Source organism: Streptomyces sp. NPDC014733, assembly GCF_043083385.1.
In the GTDB taxonomy this organism is placed as follows: Bacteria; Actinomycetota; Actinomycetes; order Streptomycetales; family Streptomycetaceae; genus Streptomyces.
This window is the reverse complement of sequence record NZ_JBIBYO010000018.1, coordinates 61,766-78,816: the sequence shown is the minus strand read 5'-3', so window position 1 is coordinate 78,816 and position 17,051 is coordinate 61,766. Positions and strand designations below refer to the sequence as shown.

Annotated in this window: 18 protein-coding genes and 1 pseudogene; 7 read left to right on the top strand and 12 right to left on the bottom strand. The window is 70.6% G+C overall.

What is annotated here, in order from left to right; genetic code table 11:
* Positions 1-101 precede the first annotated feature (101 nt).
* Together ACF1BH_RS28585 and ACF1BH_RS28580 are read left to right on the top strand one after the other, a co-directional pair.
* Positions 102-2,477: a molybdopterin oxidoreductase family protein gene (locus tag ACF1BH_RS28585; RefSeq protein WP_391647102.1), complete on the top strand. Its 2,376-nt coding sequence runs from the start codon at positions 102-104 to the stop codon at positions 2,475-2,477.
* A complete protein-coding gene (locus ACF1BH_RS28580) occupies positions 2,474-2,947 on the top strand; it encodes a hypothetical protein (RefSeq protein WP_391647100.1) in 474 nt (157 codons plus the stop codon). The genes ACF1BH_RS28585 and ACF1BH_RS28580 overlap by 4 nt, the downstream gene beginning before the upstream one ends.
* Positions 2,948-2,994: 47 nt before the next feature.
* Here ACF1BH_RS28580 and ACF1BH_RS28575 read toward each other — a convergent pair whose 3' ends face one another.
* Positions 2,995-3,897, bottom strand: coding sequence for a Rieske 2Fe-2S domain-containing protein (locus ACF1BH_RS28575; RefSeq protein WP_391647098.1), 903 nt, complete (start codon positions 3,895-3,897; stop codon positions 2,995-2,997).
* A 116-nt stretch (positions 3,898-4,013) separates the two neighbouring features.
* Positions 4,014-4,166 (bottom strand): annotated as a pseudogene (locus tag ACF1BH_RS28570) (glutathione-dependent formaldehyde dehydrogenase); the annotation flags it as partial.
* 171 nt (positions 4,167-4,337) lie between these two features.
* Between ACF1BH_RS28570 and ACF1BH_RS28565 the strand changes: the two are divergent.
* Genes ACF1BH_RS28565 through ACF1BH_RS28555 form a run of 3 tightly spaced genes read left to right on the top strand, consistent with a single transcriptional unit; the run spans position 4,338 to position 6,257 of the window.
* On the top strand, positions 4,338-5,003 hold the full coding sequence (locus ACF1BH_RS28565; protein ID WP_391647096.1) for a HemK2/MTQ2 family protein methyltransferase: 666 nt from the start codon (positions 4,338-4,340) through the stop codon (positions 5,001-5,003).
* Positions 4,987-5,253: a CDGSH iron-sulfur domain-containing protein gene (locus tag ACF1BH_RS28560; protein ID WP_391647094.1), complete on the top strand. Its 267-nt coding sequence runs from the start codon at positions 4,987-4,989 to the stop codon at positions 5,251-5,253. The genes ACF1BH_RS28565 and ACF1BH_RS28560 overlap by 17 nt, the downstream gene beginning before the upstream one ends.
* Complete coding sequence (locus tag ACF1BH_RS28555) at positions 5,250-6,257, top strand: iron-containing redox enzyme family protein (RefSeq protein WP_391647092.1); 1,008 nt, start codon at positions 5,250-5,252, stop codon at positions 6,255-6,257. The genes ACF1BH_RS28560 and ACF1BH_RS28555 overlap by 4 nt, the downstream gene beginning before the upstream one ends.
* A 53-nt stretch (positions 6,258-6,310) precedes the next feature.
* Here ACF1BH_RS28555 and ACF1BH_RS28550 read toward each other — a convergent pair whose 3' ends face one another.
* From ACF1BH_RS28550 to ACF1BH_RS28505, 10 genes are all read right to left on the bottom strand, one after another.
* Entirely contained in the window at positions 6,311-7,288 is a 978-nt protein-coding gene (locus ACF1BH_RS28550) for an SRPBCC family protein (protein ID WP_391647090.1), read from the bottom strand.
* Between the two features lie 5 nt (positions 7,289-7,293).
* Positions 7,294-7,869 carry a hypothetical protein gene (locus ACF1BH_RS28545; protein ID WP_391647088.1) on the bottom strand — a complete coding sequence of 192 codons (576 nt, stop codon included), beginning with the start codon at positions 7,867-7,869 and terminating at the stop codon, positions 7,294-7,296.
* Positions 7,870-7,963: 94 nt separating this feature from the next.
* The gene (locus ACF1BH_RS28540) at positions 7,964-8,371 is read right to left on the bottom strand and encodes a gas vesicle protein K (protein WP_391647086.1); all 408 of its coding nucleotides are present in this window, start codon (positions 8,369-8,371) and stop codon (positions 7,964-7,966) included.
* The gene (locus tag ACF1BH_RS28535) at positions 8,361-8,603 is read right to left on the bottom strand and encodes a gas vesicle protein (RefSeq protein WP_391647084.1); all 243 of its coding nucleotides are present in this window, start codon (positions 8,601-8,603) and stop codon (positions 8,361-8,363) included. The genes ACF1BH_RS28540 and ACF1BH_RS28535 overlap by 11 nt, the downstream gene beginning before the upstream one ends.
* Positions 8,600-9,415, bottom strand: a complete 816-nt coding sequence (locus tag ACF1BH_RS28530) for a GvpL/GvpF family gas vesicle protein (RefSeq protein WP_391647082.1) — start codon at positions 9,413-9,415, stop codon at positions 8,600-8,602. The genes ACF1BH_RS28535 and ACF1BH_RS28530 overlap by 4 nt, the downstream gene beginning before the upstream one ends.
* On the bottom strand, positions 9,412-9,840 hold the full coding sequence (locus tag ACF1BH_RS28525; RefSeq protein WP_391647080.1) for a gas vesicle protein: 429 nt from the start codon (positions 9,838-9,840) through the stop codon (positions 9,412-9,414). The genes ACF1BH_RS28530 and ACF1BH_RS28525 overlap by 4 nt, the downstream gene beginning before the upstream one ends.
* A gap of 31 nt (positions 9,841-9,871) precedes the next feature.
* The gene (locus ACF1BH_RS28520) at positions 9,872-10,135 is read right to left on the bottom strand and encodes a gas vesicle protein GvpG (RefSeq protein WP_391647078.1); all 264 of its coding nucleotides are present in this window, start codon (positions 10,133-10,135) and stop codon (positions 9,872-9,874) included.
* A gap of 10 nt (positions 10,136-10,145) precedes the next feature.
* A complete protein-coding gene (locus ACF1BH_RS28515; RefSeq protein WP_391647076.1) occupies positions 10,146-10,859 on the bottom strand; it encodes a GvpL/GvpF family gas vesicle protein in 714 nt (237 codons plus the stop codon).
* A gap of 3 nt (positions 10,860-10,862) precedes the next feature.
* Positions 10,863-11,318, bottom strand: a complete 456-nt coding sequence (locus ACF1BH_RS28510) for a gas vesicle structural protein GvpA (protein WP_391647073.1) — start codon at positions 11,316-11,318, stop codon at positions 10,863-10,865.
* A 113-nt stretch (positions 11,319-11,431) separates the two neighbouring features.
* The gene (locus ACF1BH_RS28505) at positions 11,432-11,842 is read right to left on the bottom strand and encodes a gas vesicle protein (RefSeq protein WP_391647071.1); all 411 of its coding nucleotides are present in this window, start codon (positions 11,840-11,842) and stop codon (positions 11,432-11,434) included.
* Between the two features lie 727 nt (positions 11,843-12,569).
* Between ACF1BH_RS28505 and ACF1BH_RS28500 the strand changes: the two genes are divergently transcribed.
* Together ACF1BH_RS28500 and ACF1BH_RS28495 are read left to right on the top strand one after the other, a co-directional pair.
* A complete protein-coding gene (locus tag ACF1BH_RS28500; protein WP_391647069.1) occupies positions 12,570-14,360 on the top strand; it encodes a molybdopterin-dependent oxidoreductase in 1,791 nt (596 codons plus the stop codon).
* A 309-nt stretch (positions 14,361-14,669) separates the two neighbouring features.
* Positions 14,670-17,033: an arylsulfatase gene (locus tag ACF1BH_RS28495; RefSeq protein ID WP_391647067.1), complete on the top strand. Its 2,364-nt coding sequence runs from the start codon at positions 14,670-14,672 to the stop codon at positions 17,031-17,033.
* Positions 17,034-17,051 lie beyond the last annotated feature (18 nt).

Here is a 17,051-nt window from a genome sequence, read left to right as displayed (position 1 = left end):
CCGGAGGACCGGGCGGCCATTCCTTCCGAGTCATCAACGACAGACCCCCATCAGCCACACCCGGTCCTCCCGGACCGCCTCACATTCTTAGGGACTCCCTCATGGCCGACCGGATCAGGGACGTCTGGGGCGACCGGACTCCCTACCCCGCCGGCGGCATGTGGCCGCTGCGCGCGGACGTCTGTCTGTCGGTACCGCAGGAACGCGTCGAACGCTGGGTGCCGTCCGCCTGCGTGCTCTGCTCCAACGGCTGCGGGCTGGACATCGCCGTCGCCGACGGGCGCATCGTCGGGGTGCGCGGACGCCCCGAGGACCGCGTGAACCACGGACGGCTCGGCCCGAAGGGCCTGTTCGGCTGGCAGGCGGGCGGCGCCCACGACCGGCTGCTGCACCCGCAGATGCGGATCGACGGGGAGCTGCGGCGCGTCGGCTGGGACACCGCCATGGCGGCCGTCACCGCCCGCTCGCAGGCCGTCCTCGCCGACCACGGCCCGCTCGCCATGGCCTTCTACACCAGTGGCCAGCTGCTCGCCGAGGAGTACTACACCCAGGCCGTGATCGCCCGCGGCGGCATCGGCACCCCCCACCTGGACGGCAACACCCGGCTGTGCACCGCCACCGCCCAGTGGGCGCTGATCGAGAGCTTCGGCAGCGACGGCAACCCCGGCTCGTACACCGACGTCGACCACTGCGACACGCTCTTCCTCGTCGGCCACAACGTCGCCGAGACGCAGACGGTGCTGTGGTCCCGGATGCTCGACCGGCTGCACGGTCCGGACCGGCCCCGCCTGATCGTCGCCGACCCCCGCATGACCCCCGCGGCGCGCGAGGCCGACGTGCATCTCGCCCTCCGCCCCGGTACCAACGTGGCCCTGCTCAACGCCCTGCTGCACGAAGTGATCCGCAACGACCGCGTCGACCACGCCTTCGTCGACGCCCACACCACCGGCTACCCGGAACTGGCCGCCACCGTCGCCGCCTGCCCGGCCGACCGCGCCGAAGAGATCTGCGAAGTCCCCGCCCGCGCCATCCGGCGCGCCGCCGAACTCCTCGGCAGCTCCCGCCGGTTGATCTCCACCGTCCTTCAGGGCGTCTACCAGTCCCACCAGGCCACGGCCGCCGCCGTCCAGGTCAACAACCTGCATCTGCTGCGCGGCATGATCGGCCGGCCCGGTGCCACGGTCTTCCAGATGAACGGCCAGCCCACGGCGGAGAACACCCGGGAGACCGGCGCGGACGGCTCGCTGCCCGCCTACCTCAACTGGCAGAACCCGGCACACGTCCGCCACCTGGCGGACCACTGGAACGTCGACCCGCTGCGCATCCCGCACTGGTCGCCGTCCACCCACGCCCTGGAGATCTTCCGGCACTGTGCGGAGGGCACGGTGAAGTTCCTCTGGATCACCGGCACCAACCCCGCCGTCTCCCTCCCCGAACTCGCCCGGATCCGTCGGACCCTCGGTGCCGACGGGCTCTTCCTCGTCGTCTCGGACGCCTTCCCCACCGAGACCACCGCCCTCGCCGACGTCGTGCTCCCCACCGCCCTGTGGGGCGAGAAGACCGGCTGCCTCACCAACGCCGACCGCACCGTCCACCTGGCCCACAAGGCCGTCGATCCGCCCGGCGAGGCACGCAGCGACTTCGCCGTCCTCCTCGACTACGCCCGCCGGCTGGGCCTGACCGACCGCGCCGGCCACCCGCTGCCCTCCTGGGACCGGCCGGAGGACGCCTGGCACGACTTCATCGCCCTCACCGAGGGGCGCCCGTGCGACCAGTCCGGCCTCACCTACGCCCGGCTCCGCGACGGCGGCGGCACCCCCTGGCCCTACCCCAAGGACGCGTCCCACGGCACCGAACGCCTCTACACCGACCATGTCTTCCCCACCTCCGCCGACCGCTGCGAGGACTACGGACACGATCTGACGACCGGTGCCCAGCACACCGCCGACGCCTACCGCGCCCACGACCCCGCCGGGCGGGCGCGCCTGAGAGCGGCGCCGTACCTGCCGCCTCACGAACCGCCGGACGAGACGTATCCGCTCCGCCTGACCACCGGTCGCCGGGTCTACCACTGGCACACCCGCACCAAGACCGCGCGGGTCCCCGAACTCAACGACGCCGCGCCCCGGATGTGGGTGGAGATCCACCCCGACGACGCCCGCCCCCGTGGCATCGGCGAGGGGGACGTGGTGCGGGTCGTCTCCCGTCGCGGTGCGGTCGAGGCACCCGCCGTCCTCTGCGGCCACCGAGCCGGCCTCGTCTTCGTGCCGTTCCACTACGGCTATTTCGACCAGCCGGACGGGGACCGGCACGAGCGTGCCGCCAACGAACTGACCCGCACCGAGTGGGACCCGGTCTCCAAACAGCCGCTGTACAAGGTCACGCCGGTCCAGGTGAGCAAGGCGGCCGGGGCACCGGCCGGTGCCCCGCCCGCCGGCGGCGGCCCGTCCGGCATCTCCGGCAAGGAGCAGGGATGAACTCCGTCCACACCCTCCTGCGCCATCTCCACGCCGACGTCACCGCGCTGGCGGCCGCCTACCGGGACGTGGCGCAGCGACGCCCCGACGACGCGGGGACGCACTACCCGGCCCGCACGGTCGCCGGACAGTGCGACCGCCACGCCGCCTGCCTCCGGGCCTGGGCGGAGCGCTTCGGCGCCGCCCTTCCGCCGCCCGCAGCCGCACCCTCCGCCGAGCGGGGCGCCGCCGACGGCCACCCGCCGCCACCCGACCGCGACCTCCTCGACGACCTGTACCTGCTCCACGCCAAAGCTCACGCCGCCCACCTGCGATGGGTCGTTCTGGGACAGATCGCGCAGGCCCTGCGGGAGCCCGAGTTGCTGGCGGCGGCGACCGACTGCCGCGAGGAGACGGCCACCCAGATCGGCTGGCTCACCACCCGCGTCAAGGAGGCGGCACCACAGGCCGTCATCGTCGGCGACGGGTGACCCGGGCGCCGTAGGCACGTAAGGTCACACGGTGCGGAAACGGCAGGTCACACGGTGTCGGACGGGGCCACACACACCTCGCCGCCCGGGCGGACCGTGACCCGGAAGGACGGCTGCGGGGCCGTCGCGGGGCCACGCACCACGGCGCCGTCGGTCAGCCGGAACACACTGGCGTGCCAGGGGCACTGCACGCACCCGGCGAAGATCCGCCCGTCCGAAAGAGGCCCGGCGAGGTGGCTGCACCGGTCCGCCAGGGCCAGCATCCGGCCGTCGGCCTCCCGTACGACGAGGACGGGCACCTCACCCGCCATCCGGCGCACCGCCCGCCCGACGGGGAAGTCCTCCAGCTGCCCGACGGGGTACCAGCGGTCCGCCACCAGGTGGGCCACCGATGCGGCCTTGTTGGTGCCCGCACCCTGCCGGTAGGCCAGATGCCCGCCCATCATGCCGCCGGCGCCGGCCGCCGCCAGCCCGAGGAAACCCAGCGCCTTGGCCCGCACCGTGCGGCCACGGCCGCGCTCCACCCAGGACGCCGCGTACAGGGCGGTCGCCGCGGAGCCGGCGACCGCGTGCACCAGACCGGTGCGCCGCTGCTCCGCGTGGAGTTCCGCCCAGTCCAGCCAGCCGGTCACCGCCGCCGGGGCCGCGGTCAGGACCCCGGCCCCCACCAGGAACCGCGCCGGACGCCGCGTACCGGGCACGGTGTCCAGCGCCGCCGCGGACAGCCAGCTGCCGAGCGGCAGGAGGACGAGGGCCGGGTGCAGCGGGTGGCCGAGCGGCAACCCGTGCGCGATGTCGCGGAAACGTCCCAGGGGAAAGGCGCGCACCAGGCGCGCGAGAGGGGTCGCCACCAGATCGAGGCCCGTCAGCTGCCCCACGTGGTCGAGGGACCGCACCACGGCGGCGGAGACCGGCGCCCGCTCGGGCACCGCCGTCTCGTCGATCCGCACGGTCCGCTCCTGCCGAACGGTCGTCCTGCGCACTGTCGCTCACCCTTCCGCCGCATCGGGCCCTGCCACGGCTGTCGCGGACGCGCACACCGCACGGACAGTGCCGCGACGGCGGTTCACGGCCGCAGCAGCGTCTTGACCATGCCGTCGCGCTTGGCCTGGAACGTCCGGTACGCCTCCGGCCCGTCCGCCAACGGCAGCCGGTGGGTGGCGAATCCCTCGACGCCCAGCGGGTCACCGTCCGTGAGCAGCGGGAGGATGGCGTCCACCCGCCCGTGCGGATCCCGTACGGCCCGTCCCTTCCACCATAGGGACCGCGGTGGACGGCCGCACGACCGGCCGAGTGGTTCCGGGACCCGGAGGTCAGCACCATGGAGGGAGGACGACCACCGGACCAGAGCCGTCCCGGTCTCTCCGGTCGCACGGTGCGGAGGCAGCAGATGCGCACGGATTCCCTTCTCCCTCTGGTGGCGCTGCCCGGCGTCTACGTCCCCCAGGAAGACACCCGGCTTCTGCTGCGGGCCCTGGGCCGGGAGGGCGTGCGGCCCGGAAGCACGGTCCTGGATCTCGGGTCGGGTACAGGAGTGCTCGCGGTGGCGGCCGCACGGCGCGGCGCCCGGGTCACCGCCGTCGACATCTCCTGGCCCGCGGTGGTCTCCACCCGCCTCAACGCCTGGCTGTGCCGGCGCCACGTCCGCGTCCACCGCGGGGACATGGCCGTCGCGCTCGCCGACCGCGCCTTCGACGTCCTCGTGGCCAATCCGCCCTATGTGCCCGTCCCCGGCGGGCAGTCCGCCCGTCCCGGAGCCCGCGCCTGGGACGCGGGATGTGACGGACGGCTGTACATCGACCGCATCTGCGACGCCGCCCCGCGCGTGCTGCGCTCCGGGGGCGTGCTGCTGATGGTGCACTCCGCCCTGTGCGGCCCCCACGCCACGCTCGCCCGTCTGACGGCGGCGGGGCTCCGTGCGACGGCGGGCGACCGGGCAGCGGTCCCCCTGGGCCCGGTGCTGCGCTCCCGGAGCCGCTGGCTGCGCCGCCAGGGGCTGCTGAGCCCTGCGCAGGAGACAGAGGAGTTGGTGATCATCCGTGCCGAACAGCCCTGAGCGGCCCCGCCGCGTCACTCTCGTCCGCAACGGACCCATTCTGGTGGAAGGCCCGGTCGAGGTGGTCGGGGACGACGGGGAGGTGTGGGTCTCGCACCGCTTCGCCGTGGCCCTGTGCACCTGCCGCCGCAGCCGCCGTTACCCGTGGTGCGACACCAGCCACCGGCGGCAGAGGAAGCCCTCACCCGATACGGACAGGAGCCCCGCGTCTTCGGCGGCCTGCCGCTGCGACCGGGGCGGCGACCGATGACGACCGCCTCCGCCGCCCCGCCTCTTCCCCGGCCGCGCGGACCGCTGTCGGCAGCGGTCGTCTCCCGGCTGCGCGAGGGGACGGGCCGTCTCCCTTCCGACGGGGCGATCCGCCGCGCCGACCCCTACGGCGCCGATCCGCAGACCGCCCTGTACGTCCTCTACGAACTCCACTACCGAGGCTTCGACGGAGTCGACGACGACCTCGAATGGGAACCGGAACTCCTCGCGGTGCGGCGCCCGTTGGAGGAGACGTTCCTCGCGGCCCTGCGCGCCGGCGCCCCGGCGACCGGCCTGAGGGACACGCTGACCGCCCTGCTGGCCGAACCCGCCGCCGACACCGGCACCGACGTCTCCCGCTACCTCCACCACCGGGGCGGCCTCGACCACCTGCGGGAGTACGCCGCGCTGCGGTCGCTGTACCACCTCAAGGAGGCCGACCCGCACGCCTGGGCCCTGCCCCGGCTGTGCGGGCGCGCCAAAGCCGGTCTGGCCGCCATCGAGTTCGACGAGTTCGGCGCCGGACGCGCGGAGGACATCCACGCCCGGCTCTTCGCCGACCTCATGACCGATCTCGGTCTGGAGACGGGCTACGGCCACTACGTCGACCTGGCGCCGACCGAAGCCCTCACCACCGTCAACCTGATGTCCCTGCTGGGCCTGCACCGCAGCCTGCGGGGGGCGCTCGTCGGCCACTTCGCCACCGTCGAGATCACCTCGCCACCCGCCGCCCGGCGCCTCACCGAGGCCATGCACCGCACCGGCGCCGGGCCGGCGGCCGAACGGTTCTACGCCGAACACGTCCTGGCCGACGCCGTCCACGAACAGGTGGTCCGCCACGAGGTGATCGGGGGCCTGTTGCAGGAGGAGCCCGCACTCGAACCCGATGTGGCCTTCGGCATCCACGCCACCGGACAGGTCGAGGACCGGCTCGCCCGCCACCTCCTCACCGCCTGGCAGGCGGGATCCAGCGCCCTGCGAGAGGCCCTGCCGCCCGCTGCGTGACCGTGCGCGGCACGCCTGCCGCTCTGCCCGGCGCACGGGGGCGGCGGGCGCACTCACTCCTCCGCTTCGTCCTCGTCCCCCGCTTCCTCCTCGTCCTCCTCGGGCTCGCCTTCGGCTTCCTCGTCCTCCTCGGGCTCACCTTCGGCTTCGCGGGCGTCGTACTCGTCGTCGTCCGCCCCGCCGTGGCCCGCTGCGCCCCCGGCTTCGGCCTCGTCGTCCTCGAGCCCTTCTTCGTGACTGCGGACGACTTCTCCGTCACGGATCTCGCCACGCCAGCCCTCGGCCTCGTCGTCGGCGAAGGTGACGTACCGCTGGAAGTGTTTGAGGTCCAGCCGCAGGCGGCGTCCCTGCGCACGCCAGATGTTGCCGGTCTTCTCGAAGAACCCGGAAGGGGTGTATTCGACGACGGCGACGACGCGTGTCAGGGTCGGCGCGAGTTCGTGGAAGCTGACGGCGCCGTGGGTGGTTCCCTTGGCGCCCTCGGACGTCCACACGATGCGGTCGTCGGGCACCTGTTCCTGGACGGTCGCGTGCCAACTGCGGTGGGAGAAGGCGACTTTCAGCTTCCAGTCGCTTTCGACCTCGTCGCGCTGCGAAACGCTGGTGACGCCTTTGGTGAAGGAGCTGAACTCCTCGAGCTCCGTCCAGCGGTCGTACGCCGTACGCAGGGGCACGCCGATGTCGACGGTCTCGACGATATTGGTCACCTTGACGCTTCCGGACTTTCCGCCGGCGCCTCCGAAGGCGCTCTTGACCGAATCCACGACCTTGTCCTTCATCGCGCCGGCCTTTTGGCCCACGAATGCCGTGACCGGATTCTCGCCGCCGAGCACCCGCTTCCCGATGTCGAGGAGGTCCTCCCCGCCGCCCTCAGCCGCGTTTTCGAGACTCTGCGCGAGGTCGCTCAGCTTTCCGGTGGCCGAATCGATCACCCGCTGTCCCTGGGCCGCAACGTAGTCGGACAATTTCTCCTTCACCTGGCCCAGGCCGGAGATGTTCTTGTCCGTGGGGCCGCGCTCCTGTTTGGCCATGAGAGCTACCTCCTGCGAGTGTCGCGGCTCGGGCGCTTCTTCGCGGCCGCCTTCTCGGGGGTCGATTTCCCGGCTGTCGTCTTCTTGGCCGGTGTCTTCCCGGCAGAGCTCTTCTTCGCCGCTGCGGCCGGTCGCTTCTTCGGGCGACGCCGCGGTTCTTCCTCTTCCTGCGGCTCCGTCTCCTCTTCCCGCCCCCCGTCCTCGGCCCCTTCGTCCGCCGTGGCCTCCTCCTCTTCGTCCGCCGCTTCTTCGTCTTCCGCCTCCAAAGGCCCGAGCAAGGTGTTGGTGCGCTGTTCAAGGGCGTCGGCAACGGCTTCGAGGCGGCGGTTCGCGGTCGCCGACAGCGCCGTCCGCCCGGCCTCCAGCACCTCGCTCCGGGCTTGCTCGACGAGCGGCGCGAGCTGAGGGTTCTGCGCCAGCTTGCGCAGGCCCAGGCGGATGGCTTCCCGCGGGTTGAGGGGGAGTTCCCGGCCCGCGATCAGGGAGGCGAGGCCGATGGCCAGCCTCCCCTTCTTCGTCCTGCCCAGGACGTACCCGGCTGCGACGGCGGCAGCGAGGGAGACTTTCGTACAGTCATCCATGAGTGCCTCTCAAGGACGGAGAGAGAACCGGGCCGAGGACACTTCCGGGGCTTCGGCCCGACTACCTGAATTCTTCCGGCCCTCCTTTCCCTGGCTATTCCTGTGGCGGCAACAACGGCCCGAGAGGCCCCAGGTCCAGATTGAGATCCTGCATCGTCAAATCGTATTGAGCGCACAGTTCCTCCATACGGCGGTGGAGGAGCATCAAGGTCGCACCCAGTCGCTCTTCCTGTTCCCCGGTGAGGTCTCCGGCCTCCACCCGTTGCAGGGCCTGCCGCTCCATGAGCTGCCGCAGCAGCTCGACGAGAGTGAGGACAAGCTTGAGCAGGCCCCGTTCGACGGTCTCGGGGTCGGCGGCGATCCGGTGTGCGGCCCGGTGCGCTTCCGGACGGGCGGAAGGGGCCTCGTCCTGGGGCGCCGCGGGCAGCAGGCGGAACGCGCGGGTTGCCGCGTCGGCGACATCGTCGAAGCGATCGCGGGGGTCGCGGCCTTCATCCCTCATGGTCGTCACGGAGGGGGAGGTCTGCGGTCCAGGGGACGGGGCTCTGCTCGCTGATGGAGGCGATCAGCGCGTTCAGGGAGACGCGCACCAGGTCGATGTCGGCGATCGACAGCACGAGGTCACCGGTGAGGACCACGCCACCGCTGAGCAGCCGGTCCAGCAGGTCGATCAACGCGATCTGCCGGTCGGGCAACGGCCCTTCCACCGTGGCCGGTTCCCGCGCGGTGCTCATGGCGCGGCCTTCTTCGCCGGTTCGGCTTCGAGGGAGGTGGCGAAGGAGTACGGGGCCCACGGCCCGGTGGCCTCGACCCGGACGCCGGGTGCCTCCTCCGCGGCGCGCAGCACCTCGGCGCAGAACGCGTCGGCGGCCTGCCGGGGGAGGAGATAGGCGTCGTTGACGACGTTCGCGCCCGGATCGCGGGCCAGCTCGCCCTGCTGCGGCCGGTGCCGGGCCCGGGCGACCGCATGGCGGCGGGCGGCGGCCTCCACGTCCCGGGCCACCTGCTGGGCCGCGCGGTACGCGTCCTCGCGGGCGTGGCGCTGGGCCTTCCGGTGGCTGAGGTAGGCGCGCCCCGGGCTCAGGCCCGCTTCGGTGGCCGGCGCGGCGGGGTCTGCGGCGGCCGGTGCGTCCTCGACATAGATCTTGACGCCCCACTCCACCAGCCCGGCCAACTCGGCCAGCCGGGCGGCGAACGCCTCCCGGCCGTCCGTGAGCATCAGCCGCACCCGTTCCTCGTCCAGATAGACCGTGGCCAGCCGGAGCGGCAGGACGGTCTCGTGGGCGGCGATCGCCTCGACGACCCGGTGATGGGCGCGGGCGATCGCCTCCAGCCAGTCCATGTCCTCCAGATGCGCGTGCAGCGCCTCTTCCCGGAAGTCCTGTGCGGGCACCGGGCTCACCGCGACGACCACGTCATCGCTCTGCCCCGCGCGCACCAGGCGCACCGGCGCGTCCGCCACTCCGGACAGTTCGGACAGCTCCGTCTCCAGTGTGCCGTCGTCGTCCCGCGCGACGGCGTACGCATACGTGACGGCCTCGGTCATGCCTCATCCCGCCTCTCGCCGCGTTTCTCGGGCTCGGCCCGCTCGCCGCGTGACGTGAGGGAGCCGAGCTGACGGGCCTGGCGGACCTCCGTGTCCTCGGTCGGCGGAAGCTCGGTGGCTTCCCGCAGCGCCTCGACCTCCGCGCGCAGCCGCTTGTTCTCCTCGGCGAGCGAACGGGATCCGTCGGAGGCGCGTGAGGAGAGCGCGGGGTCACGCTCCCACCAGTCGATGCCCATCTCCTTCGCCTTGTCCACCGAGGCGACCAGCAGGCGCAGCTTGATGGTGAGCAGTTCGATGTCGAGGAGGTTGATCTGGATGTCGCCCGCGATGACGATGCCTTTGTCCAGCACCCGTTCCAGGATGTCGGCGAGATTGGCCGACGAGCCCTGGCCGTAGGAGGCGGCCCTGGACGGGGACTCACTCATTCTCCGGGGGACAGGCGCGGTCACGGCGGCATCACCTGGGGTCGCGGTCGGGGTCGGGCTGGAAGTGCGCCCGGATCTCTTCGAGCCGGTCCAGCAATTCGTCTTCGCGCCGGTCGAATTCCGCCTCGTCGATCTCGCCCGCGAGGAGGCGCTGCTCCAGGGCGACAAGTTCCCGCTCGACGGGCTCGGGGTCGTAGTAGTGCTCCTCCGCGGCCTCGACCGCGCGTTCCACGACCCACACCACGCCGCGCACCGGTGCCAGCGGAAGGGTGGCGATCTGTGTCAACAGGCCCATGGGAGGCTCCTTAGACGAAACTGTAGGCGGGCAGCGGACCGCGCAGCCGCAGATCGAAATCGGCGCCCAACTCCGCTGCCAGTTTCTGCACCGAGGTACGGAATTCCTCTTCGTCGTCCCGGGCCACCAGGAAGGAGACGTTCAGAAAGTCGTTTCCGGTCGCCGGCGACGCGCTTTCCTCGCGGGCGAGCGGACGCAACGCCTTGAGGACGGAGGCGGCGAGCTGTTCCTGACGGGCCTGCACCTCCTGTGCGACCAGTTCGCCGAGGGCGAGCGGCAGCCCCGGGTCGTTCGCGCCGCCTCTGATCTGCTCGTTGAGCGACCGTGCCTCGTCGGATTCCTCAAGTACCCGGCGCAGCATCGCGTCCTCGTCCTGCGCGGCCTTGAGGTGGTACTCGGTGCAGCCCTTCACCGCCCGCAGCCGTTCCGAGAACGCGTCGGCGTGCTCCTCCAGCACCGCACGGACGGCCTCGTCATCCGCGGCCGTGAAGCCGAACTGCAGGGGCAGGACGGGACCGTCGGCCATCAGGCGCTCCTGGACGTCCTGGTGCGCGGTGAGGTCACGGCGTTTGGGGCGCAGATTCTCCGGGGCGTCGCTGACCACGGCCGTCAGCTTCCGGTTGCTCACCGTGCGCAAGGTGGCCGGCGGGTCACCGACACCCGTCAGATCGTCCAGACGTTGCGGATGCGTGGTCGCGACGACGGAATAGACGTACACGGCCATGGCTCATCCCTCCCGGCGCCGGGTCGGGCGACGTGTCGGCCGGGACTGCTTCCGCACCGGTTCCTTCTCCCGTTCGTCGTCCTCCTCGCTCGCCTCGCTCCCTTCCCTGAGCGCCCCGGTGATGGCCTCCGCCGCTCCGCTCAGGGCGCCTTTGGCCTTGCCGCGCGAGCCGCCTTCGGTGATGTCGCCGACGAGATCCGTCAGCTGCTCGGGCTTCTTGGCACCGGCCTCCAGGTCGAGGCGGTTGCACGCCTCCGCGAAGCGCAGATATGTGTCGACGCTCGATACGACGACGCGGGCGTCGATCTTGAGGATTTCGATGCCCACCAGCGAGACGCGCACAAAGGCGTCGATGACCAGGCCACGGTCCAGGATCAGATCGAGGATGTCGTACAGATTTCCGGAACTCGCCCCACCTCCTCGGGCGACGGCTCCTCCGCTTTGCGGCACCACAGTCACGGTAGCTCCCTTCAGCGGGCCTCTTCCCGGTCACACAGAGGTGGCCGTACCGTTCGCTCGGTGAACGCACCGTCCACGCAGTGGACGGTCCACCGGAATGGCCAGGTCAGGTCCTACATACGCGAGTCGATCTGTCCTCGGGTGTAGCGGCGGACGCGCTCGTAGGCCAGCAGTCCGCCTTCTCCGTCCAGGGTCACCCGGTAGCTCGCCATCACGCTCGTGGTACTGGGAACACGCTCCAGCTCCACGACCTCCACGGCCGCTTCCCAGCCCTCATCGGTCGGCTTGACCGTGGAGACGCTTTCGGGGGGCCGTCCCAGCAGCTCCTGAAGCTGCTCGACCGCGTACCGCATGGCCTGCGCGGCCGTCACGCGGTCCTTGGCGGGCTTCCCGCCGGTGCCGCCGGTACGGTTGCCGGACCGAGCGGCGCCACCGTCGGACCGAGCGGCGCCGCGCCGTTCGGCGGCCGTTTCGCCGCCGGGGCGCCGGTCTGCCTCGGACTTGTCCTTCTTGCCTGCGATCATGCTTCCGCTCCGACATCGGAGACGTCATGACATCTGCACTCAAAGTGCGCAAACGTGCTGTTCCATCGTACTCCTGCGGGTGCTGCGCTTCTCCGTACCGCGGCGCCGGGACGGGGCGGCCGTCGCCCCTGGGAGGTGCGTACCGAGGGCGCGCAACGCATGAAGCCTCGGCGTCGCGACGGCGGCGGAACACCTCCCCGCAGCAGTCCTGGGCGACGGCCGACCGCGGTTCCGCCAGGTACGCCCACTCCGCCATCTCGTCGGGCCGCAGACGGCGGGCGAGTGCGGCGGGCTCCTGGTACCGCCCCTGCGCAGGCGGATCAGGCCCCCGGCCAAGAACATCGAGCCCCACCACGTAGTCGCGGTGCCTCAGTGGTCAGCTCCGGAAGTCCTTCGGGGGCCGCCTCCGGAGCCGTTGCCGTGTGCGGCGCGCGAATGGGTGAGACACACCGATGCCGAGCGTAGGAGCTGCGGTGGGGCCGATTGGCCGTGCCACGCTGAAGTCCGTACCCATGGTCCTTGAGGACACCGGGACGCTCTGGTCACGGAAGTGGCTGGCCGGCGATCCACCGGGTCAGCTGCACCCTGGTCGCCAAGTCCCTCGTCCCGTCGGTCCGGGCGAGGAGAGGAAGTTCCGCCGCGCACGAGGGTGCTGGAGCCGGTGGAGGGCTCTGTTGACGGCATGCGGAGCGAGGGCCTGGACGCGCGCCTTGGGAGGCTGAGGGTTGTGTCGGACGAGGCGGGTTCGCCGGGTGCGGAGGACCGTCCGCACGCGTCGGGGGCCTCCGACCGGTTCCCATCTGGCTTCCGCTCGGGGCTGACGGAGGGTACGGATGTCATCGATGTGGTGACGTGGGCGGGCTCGGTGCCGGCGGCGGGCGGGGTGGCGCCGAGGGTGCGCCTGGGCAACCGGTGGTTCAACCTGCTGTGGCTGCTCCCGCTCGGCTCCTTTGTCTTGCTGGTATGCGTCGCCGCGGCCAAGGGGCTGCGGGGCATGCCATCGGTCCAGCAGTTCATCACCGAGCATCCCGGCACTGGCCCCGTCGCGGCCCATGACGATGACGCGGGCCTTCCGGCGTGGGCTCGCGGGTCGCACTTCTTCAACCTGTTCTTCATCCTGTTCATCCTGCGGTCGGGGCTGCAGATTCTGAGCGACCATCCGCGCCTGTACTGGACCCGGCACTGCACCCCGGGACGGGAATGGTTCCGTATCCAAAAGCCTGTTCCCGCCGACCCGCTGTGGACCGCGAAGCAGGACTCCATCAGCTTGCCCGGCCAGGTCGCGCTGCCCGGGATCCGGCACTCGATCGGCCTGGCCCGGTGGTGGCACCTCGGAGTGAGCACGCTGTGGCTTCTCAACGGACTTGTCTTCTACGTGCTGCTCTTCGTCACCCCGCAGTGGAAACGCCTGGTCCCCACGGGCTGGACGGTGTTCCCCGACGCCTTGTCGGCAGCCGTCCAGTACCTGTCGCTGGACTGGCCGCGGAACGACAGCTGGGTGGCCTACAACGGGCTGCAACAGCTGACCTACTTCGTCACCGTTTTCGTCGCGGCGCCCCTGGCTCTCATCACTGGGCTGGGCATGTCGCCGGCGTTGTCGACCCGGTTCCGGCGGATCAGCCGGGTGCTGAGCGTCCAGACCGCGCGGTCGCTGCATTTCCTGGTCTTCAGTTGGTTCCTGCTGTTCATCGTGATCCATGTCGGCCTGGTCTTCACCACCGGGCTCCTCACCAACCTCAATCTCATCAGCAGCGGCCGCAACGACAACAGCTGGCTGGGATTTTGGATCTTCCTCGGATGGATGGCGGTGGTCGTTGCCGGATGGGTCGTTGCGACACCGTTCACTCTGCGCCATCCGCGGGTCGTACAGCGCGTCGGCTACGCCCTCATCGACGGTGTACAACGTTGGTTCGAGCATGTGGACGTCCGCCCCGGCGCCTACACCGAAAAGGACCTCTCTCCCTATTTCTGGCACAACGGCCGCTACCCCGACTCCGCCGAGTACAAGGCCCTGCAAGAAGGCGGGTTCGCCGACTACCGGCTGCGCATCGGCGGCCTGGTTGCCCACCCGGCCGAGCTGTCCCTCGGCGACTTGCGGAAACTGCCCGTCCATGAGCAGATCACGCAGCACTTCTGCATTCAGGGATGGTCGGGAGTCGCCAAGTGGACAGGCGTTTCCATGTCCGTGATTCTCGACCTGGTCGTGCCCGACCCGCAGGCCAAGTGGGTGGTCTTCTACTCCTTGGGGGAAGGCGCCGACGGCGGTACCTACTACGACGTCCATCCCGTTGAGCACATGCACAGCAAACTCGCCATGCTCGCCTACGGCATGAACGACCGGGCGCTCCCGTACGGTCATGGTGCCCCGCTGCGGCTGCGGAACGAGGTCGAACTCGGTTTCAAGCAGGTCAAGTGGATCAAGGCGATCGAGTTCGTCGCCGACTTCTCCGACATCGGCAGCGGATTCGGCGGCTACAACGAGGACCACGAGTTCTTTGGTTACCGGCAGTCCCTCTGACCCTGATTTCCGCTGGGCTGCCGGGTGTCACGGCGGACTGCGGTCCGTATGGGATGCCCCAGTGACACGTTCAGCCTAGTGTGGTTCGTGTAACCCATGCCACAGCGCCGGTCCGGACCAGGCGGGGCCGTCTCCCCAGGAATGGGCACGCGTTCCTGAGTACGGTTCCCGCCCGAGCGGCACCCTCCCGGGGCGACGCGGGCGGGTGGGGGAAAAGCGTGCATTCTCGCTTCTGCACATTCCTGGGCCGGCCTGCCGTAACGTACCGCGCCGCGTCGTGCGCGGCGGGCCGGTGGCACGGAGGTACCCATGTCACAGCAGCCGTCACCGAAGGAGTACCGCCGAGGGGCGGCGTTTCCCGGGGTGATCGGACGGACCGTGGAGGAGTCCGTCCCCGCCTGGCCGCAACCCCTGCGTGCGGCTCCCGGCGCGCCGAACGTGTTGTTCATCGTGCTGGACGACACAGGCTATGGACAGTTCGGCTGCTACGGCAGCCCGATCGCGACCCCGCACCTCGACTCACTGGCCCAGAACGGGCTGCTGTACAACAACATGCATACGACGGCGCTGTGTTCACCGTCGCGGTCATGCCTCATCACGGGCCGCAATCACCACGCCAACGCGATGGCGGCGGTCACGGAGATCGCGACCGGATACCCGGGCTACCACGCGCAGATCCCGTTCGAGAACGGCTTCCTGTCAGAGATGCTGCTCCTCAACGGCTACAACACCTACATGATCGGCAAGTGGCACCTGGTCCCCTCCGAGCAGGAGTCGGCGGCCGGGCCCTACGACCGCTGGCCCCTCGGCCGGGGCTTCGAGCGGTTCTACGGCTTCCTGGGCGGTGACACGAGCCAGTGGTATCCGGACCTGGTCTACGACAACCACCAAGTCCCCCCGCCCGCCACACCTGAGCAGGGCTACCACCTGACGCCCGACCTCACCGACAAGGCCATGGCATTCATCGCCGACGCCAAGCAGGTCGCCCCCGACAAGCCGTTCTTCCTGAACTTCTCCACCGGCGCCACCCACGCCCCCCACCACGTCCCCAAGGAGTGGGCCGACCGCTACCGGGGCCGCTTCGACCACGGCTGGGACGCCTACCGGGAAAAGACCTTCGCCCGGCAGAAGGAACTCGGCGTCGCCCCCGGCGACGCGCAACTCTCCCGCCATGATCCGGATGTGCCGGACTGGGAATCCCTCCCGCCGGACGCACGACGGCTGGCCGCACGGATGATGGAGGTCTACGCCGGCTTCCTCACCCACACCGACCACCACATCGGCCGGCTACTTGCCTTCCTCAAGGAGATCGGCGAGTTCGACAACACCCTGATCATGGTGGTGTCCGACAACGGCGCGAGCTCCGAGGGCGGCGTGACCGGCACCACCAACGAGGCGCAGTTCTTCAACAACGCGCCCGAGCCGATCGCGGACAGCCTCCGCCAGATCGACGACCTCGGCGGCCCGAAGACCTTCAACCACTATCCCTGGGGCTGGACCTGGGCGGGCAACACCCCCTTCAGACGGTGGAAGCGCGAGACCTACCGCGGCGGCGCCAGCGACCCCTTCCTCGTCCACTGGCCGCGGGGCATCACCGCGCGGGGAGAGGTCCGCACCCAGTACGCGCACCTGATCGACATGGTGCCCACCGTGCTCGACGCGCTGGGCGTCGAACCTCCGCCGGTCATCAAGGGCGTGACCCAATCCCCGCTGCACGGAGTGAGCTTCACCGCCACCTTCGACGACGCCTCGGCGCCGACCAGCCACCACACCCAGTACTTCGAGATGTTCGGCCACCGTGCCATCGACCACGACGGCTGGCGCGCGGTCTGCCCCTGGCCGGGGCCGTCCTTCACGGAGGCGGGCAAGCCGTACGGCACTCCCCTCACCGCGCAGAACCTTGACGACCTGGACGCGCGTCACTGGGAGCTCTACCACATCGACGAGGACTTCGCCGAGACCCGGGACCTCGCTGCGGACAACCGCAGCAAGCTCATCGAGATGATCTCCCTGTGGTACGTGGAAGCCGGCAAGTATCACGTGCTGCCCATCGACGGCAGCCTGCTGGAACGCGCCATGATCCACCGGCCCCAGATCGCCGAGGCCCGCACAAGCTACACCCTGCGCCCCGGCACCCAGACCCTGCCCAGGGAAGCCTCGCCCCGCATCGTCAACCGCCCCCACAGCATCACCGCCGACGTCGGCATCCCCACCGGCGGGGCCGAAGGCGTCCTGCTGTGCCAGGGCACCGGCGCCGGCGGCTTCTCCCTCTACCTCAAGGACGGGTACCTGCACTACGCCCACAACTACGTGCACCGGGACGTGTACCACCTCCGGTCCACGGACACGGTCCCCGAAGGCCGCCACCAACTGCGCTTCGAGTTCGAACCCACCGGCGAACCCGACATCCCGCACGGCAAGGGGGCCCCGGGCAGGGCACAGCTCTACATCGACCGCCAACTCGCCGCCGAGGCGGACTTCCCCGTCACCACACCCGTACTGTTCAACCCCGGCAGCACGGCCTGCGGTGCCAACCCCGGATCCCCCGTCACCGACGACTACCCCTCGCCCTTCGCCTTCACCGGCACACTGCACGAGGTCACGATCGATCTGTCCGGCGAACTGATCACCGACCCGCACAGCGAGATGCGCATGCACATGGCCCGGCAGTAGGCCGCGCGCATGAGAGGT

What these genes read in the sequence shown, in the direction of transcription:
- ACF1BH_RS28540 (WP_391647086.1), bottom strand. Translation starts at nt 8,371, where the DNA reads ATGAGGGATGAAGGCCGCGACCCCCGCGATCGCTTCGACGATGTCGCC.
- ACF1BH_RS28585 (WP_391647102.1), top strand. Translation starts at nt 102, where the DNA reads ATGGCCGACCGGATCAGGGACGTCTGGGGCGACCGGACTCCCTACCCC.
- ACF1BH_RS28520 (WP_391647078.1), bottom strand. Translation starts at nt 10,135, where the DNA reads ATGGGCCTGTTGACACAGATCGCCACCCTTCCGCTGGCACCGGTGCGC.
- ACF1BH_RS28515 (WP_391647076.1), bottom strand. Translation starts at nt 10,859, where the DNA reads ATGGCCGTGTACGTCTATTCCGTCGTCGCGACCACGCATCCGCAACGT.
- ACF1BH_RS28525 (WP_391647080.1), bottom strand. Translation starts at nt 9,840, where the DNA reads ATGAGTGAGTCCCCGTCCAGGGCCGCCTCCTACGGCCAGGGCTCGTCG.
- ACF1BH_RS28545 (WP_391647088.1), bottom strand. Translation starts at nt 7,869, where the DNA reads ATGGATGACTGTACGAAAGTCTCCCTCGCTGCCGCCGTCGCAGCCGGG.
- ACF1BH_RS28580 (WP_391647100.1), top strand. Translation starts at nt 2,474, where the DNA reads ATGAACTCCGTCCACACCCTCCTGCGCCATCTCCACGCCGACGTCACC.
- ACF1BH_RS28550 (WP_391647090.1), bottom strand. Translation starts at nt 7,288, where the DNA reads ATGGCCAAACAGGAGCGCGGCCCCACGGACAAGAACATCTCCGGCCTG.
- ACF1BH_RS28555 (WP_391647092.1), top strand. Translation starts at nt 5,250, where the DNA reads ATGACGACCGCCTCCGCCGCCCCGCCTCTTCCCCGGCCGCGCGGACCG.
- ACF1BH_RS28495 (WP_391647067.1), top strand. Translation starts at nt 14,670, where the DNA reads ATGTCACAGCAGCCGTCACCGAAGGAGTACCGCCGAGGGGCGGCGTTT.
- ACF1BH_RS28530 (WP_391647082.1), bottom strand. Translation starts at nt 9,415, where the DNA reads ATGACCGAGGCCGTCACGTATGCGTACGCCGTCGCGCGGGACGACGAC.
- ACF1BH_RS28535 (WP_391647084.1), bottom strand. Translation starts at nt 8,603, where the DNA reads ATGAGCACCGCGCGGGAACCGGCCACGGTGGAAGGGCCGTTGCCCGAC.
- ACF1BH_RS28565 (WP_391647096.1), top strand. Translation starts at nt 4,338, where the DNA reads ATGCGCACGGATTCCCTTCTCCCTCTGGTGGCGCTGCCCGGCGTCTAC.
- ACF1BH_RS28505 (WP_391647071.1), bottom strand. Translation starts at nt 11,842, where the DNA reads ATGATCGCAGGCAAGAAGGACAAGTCCGAGGCAGACCGGCGCCCCGGC.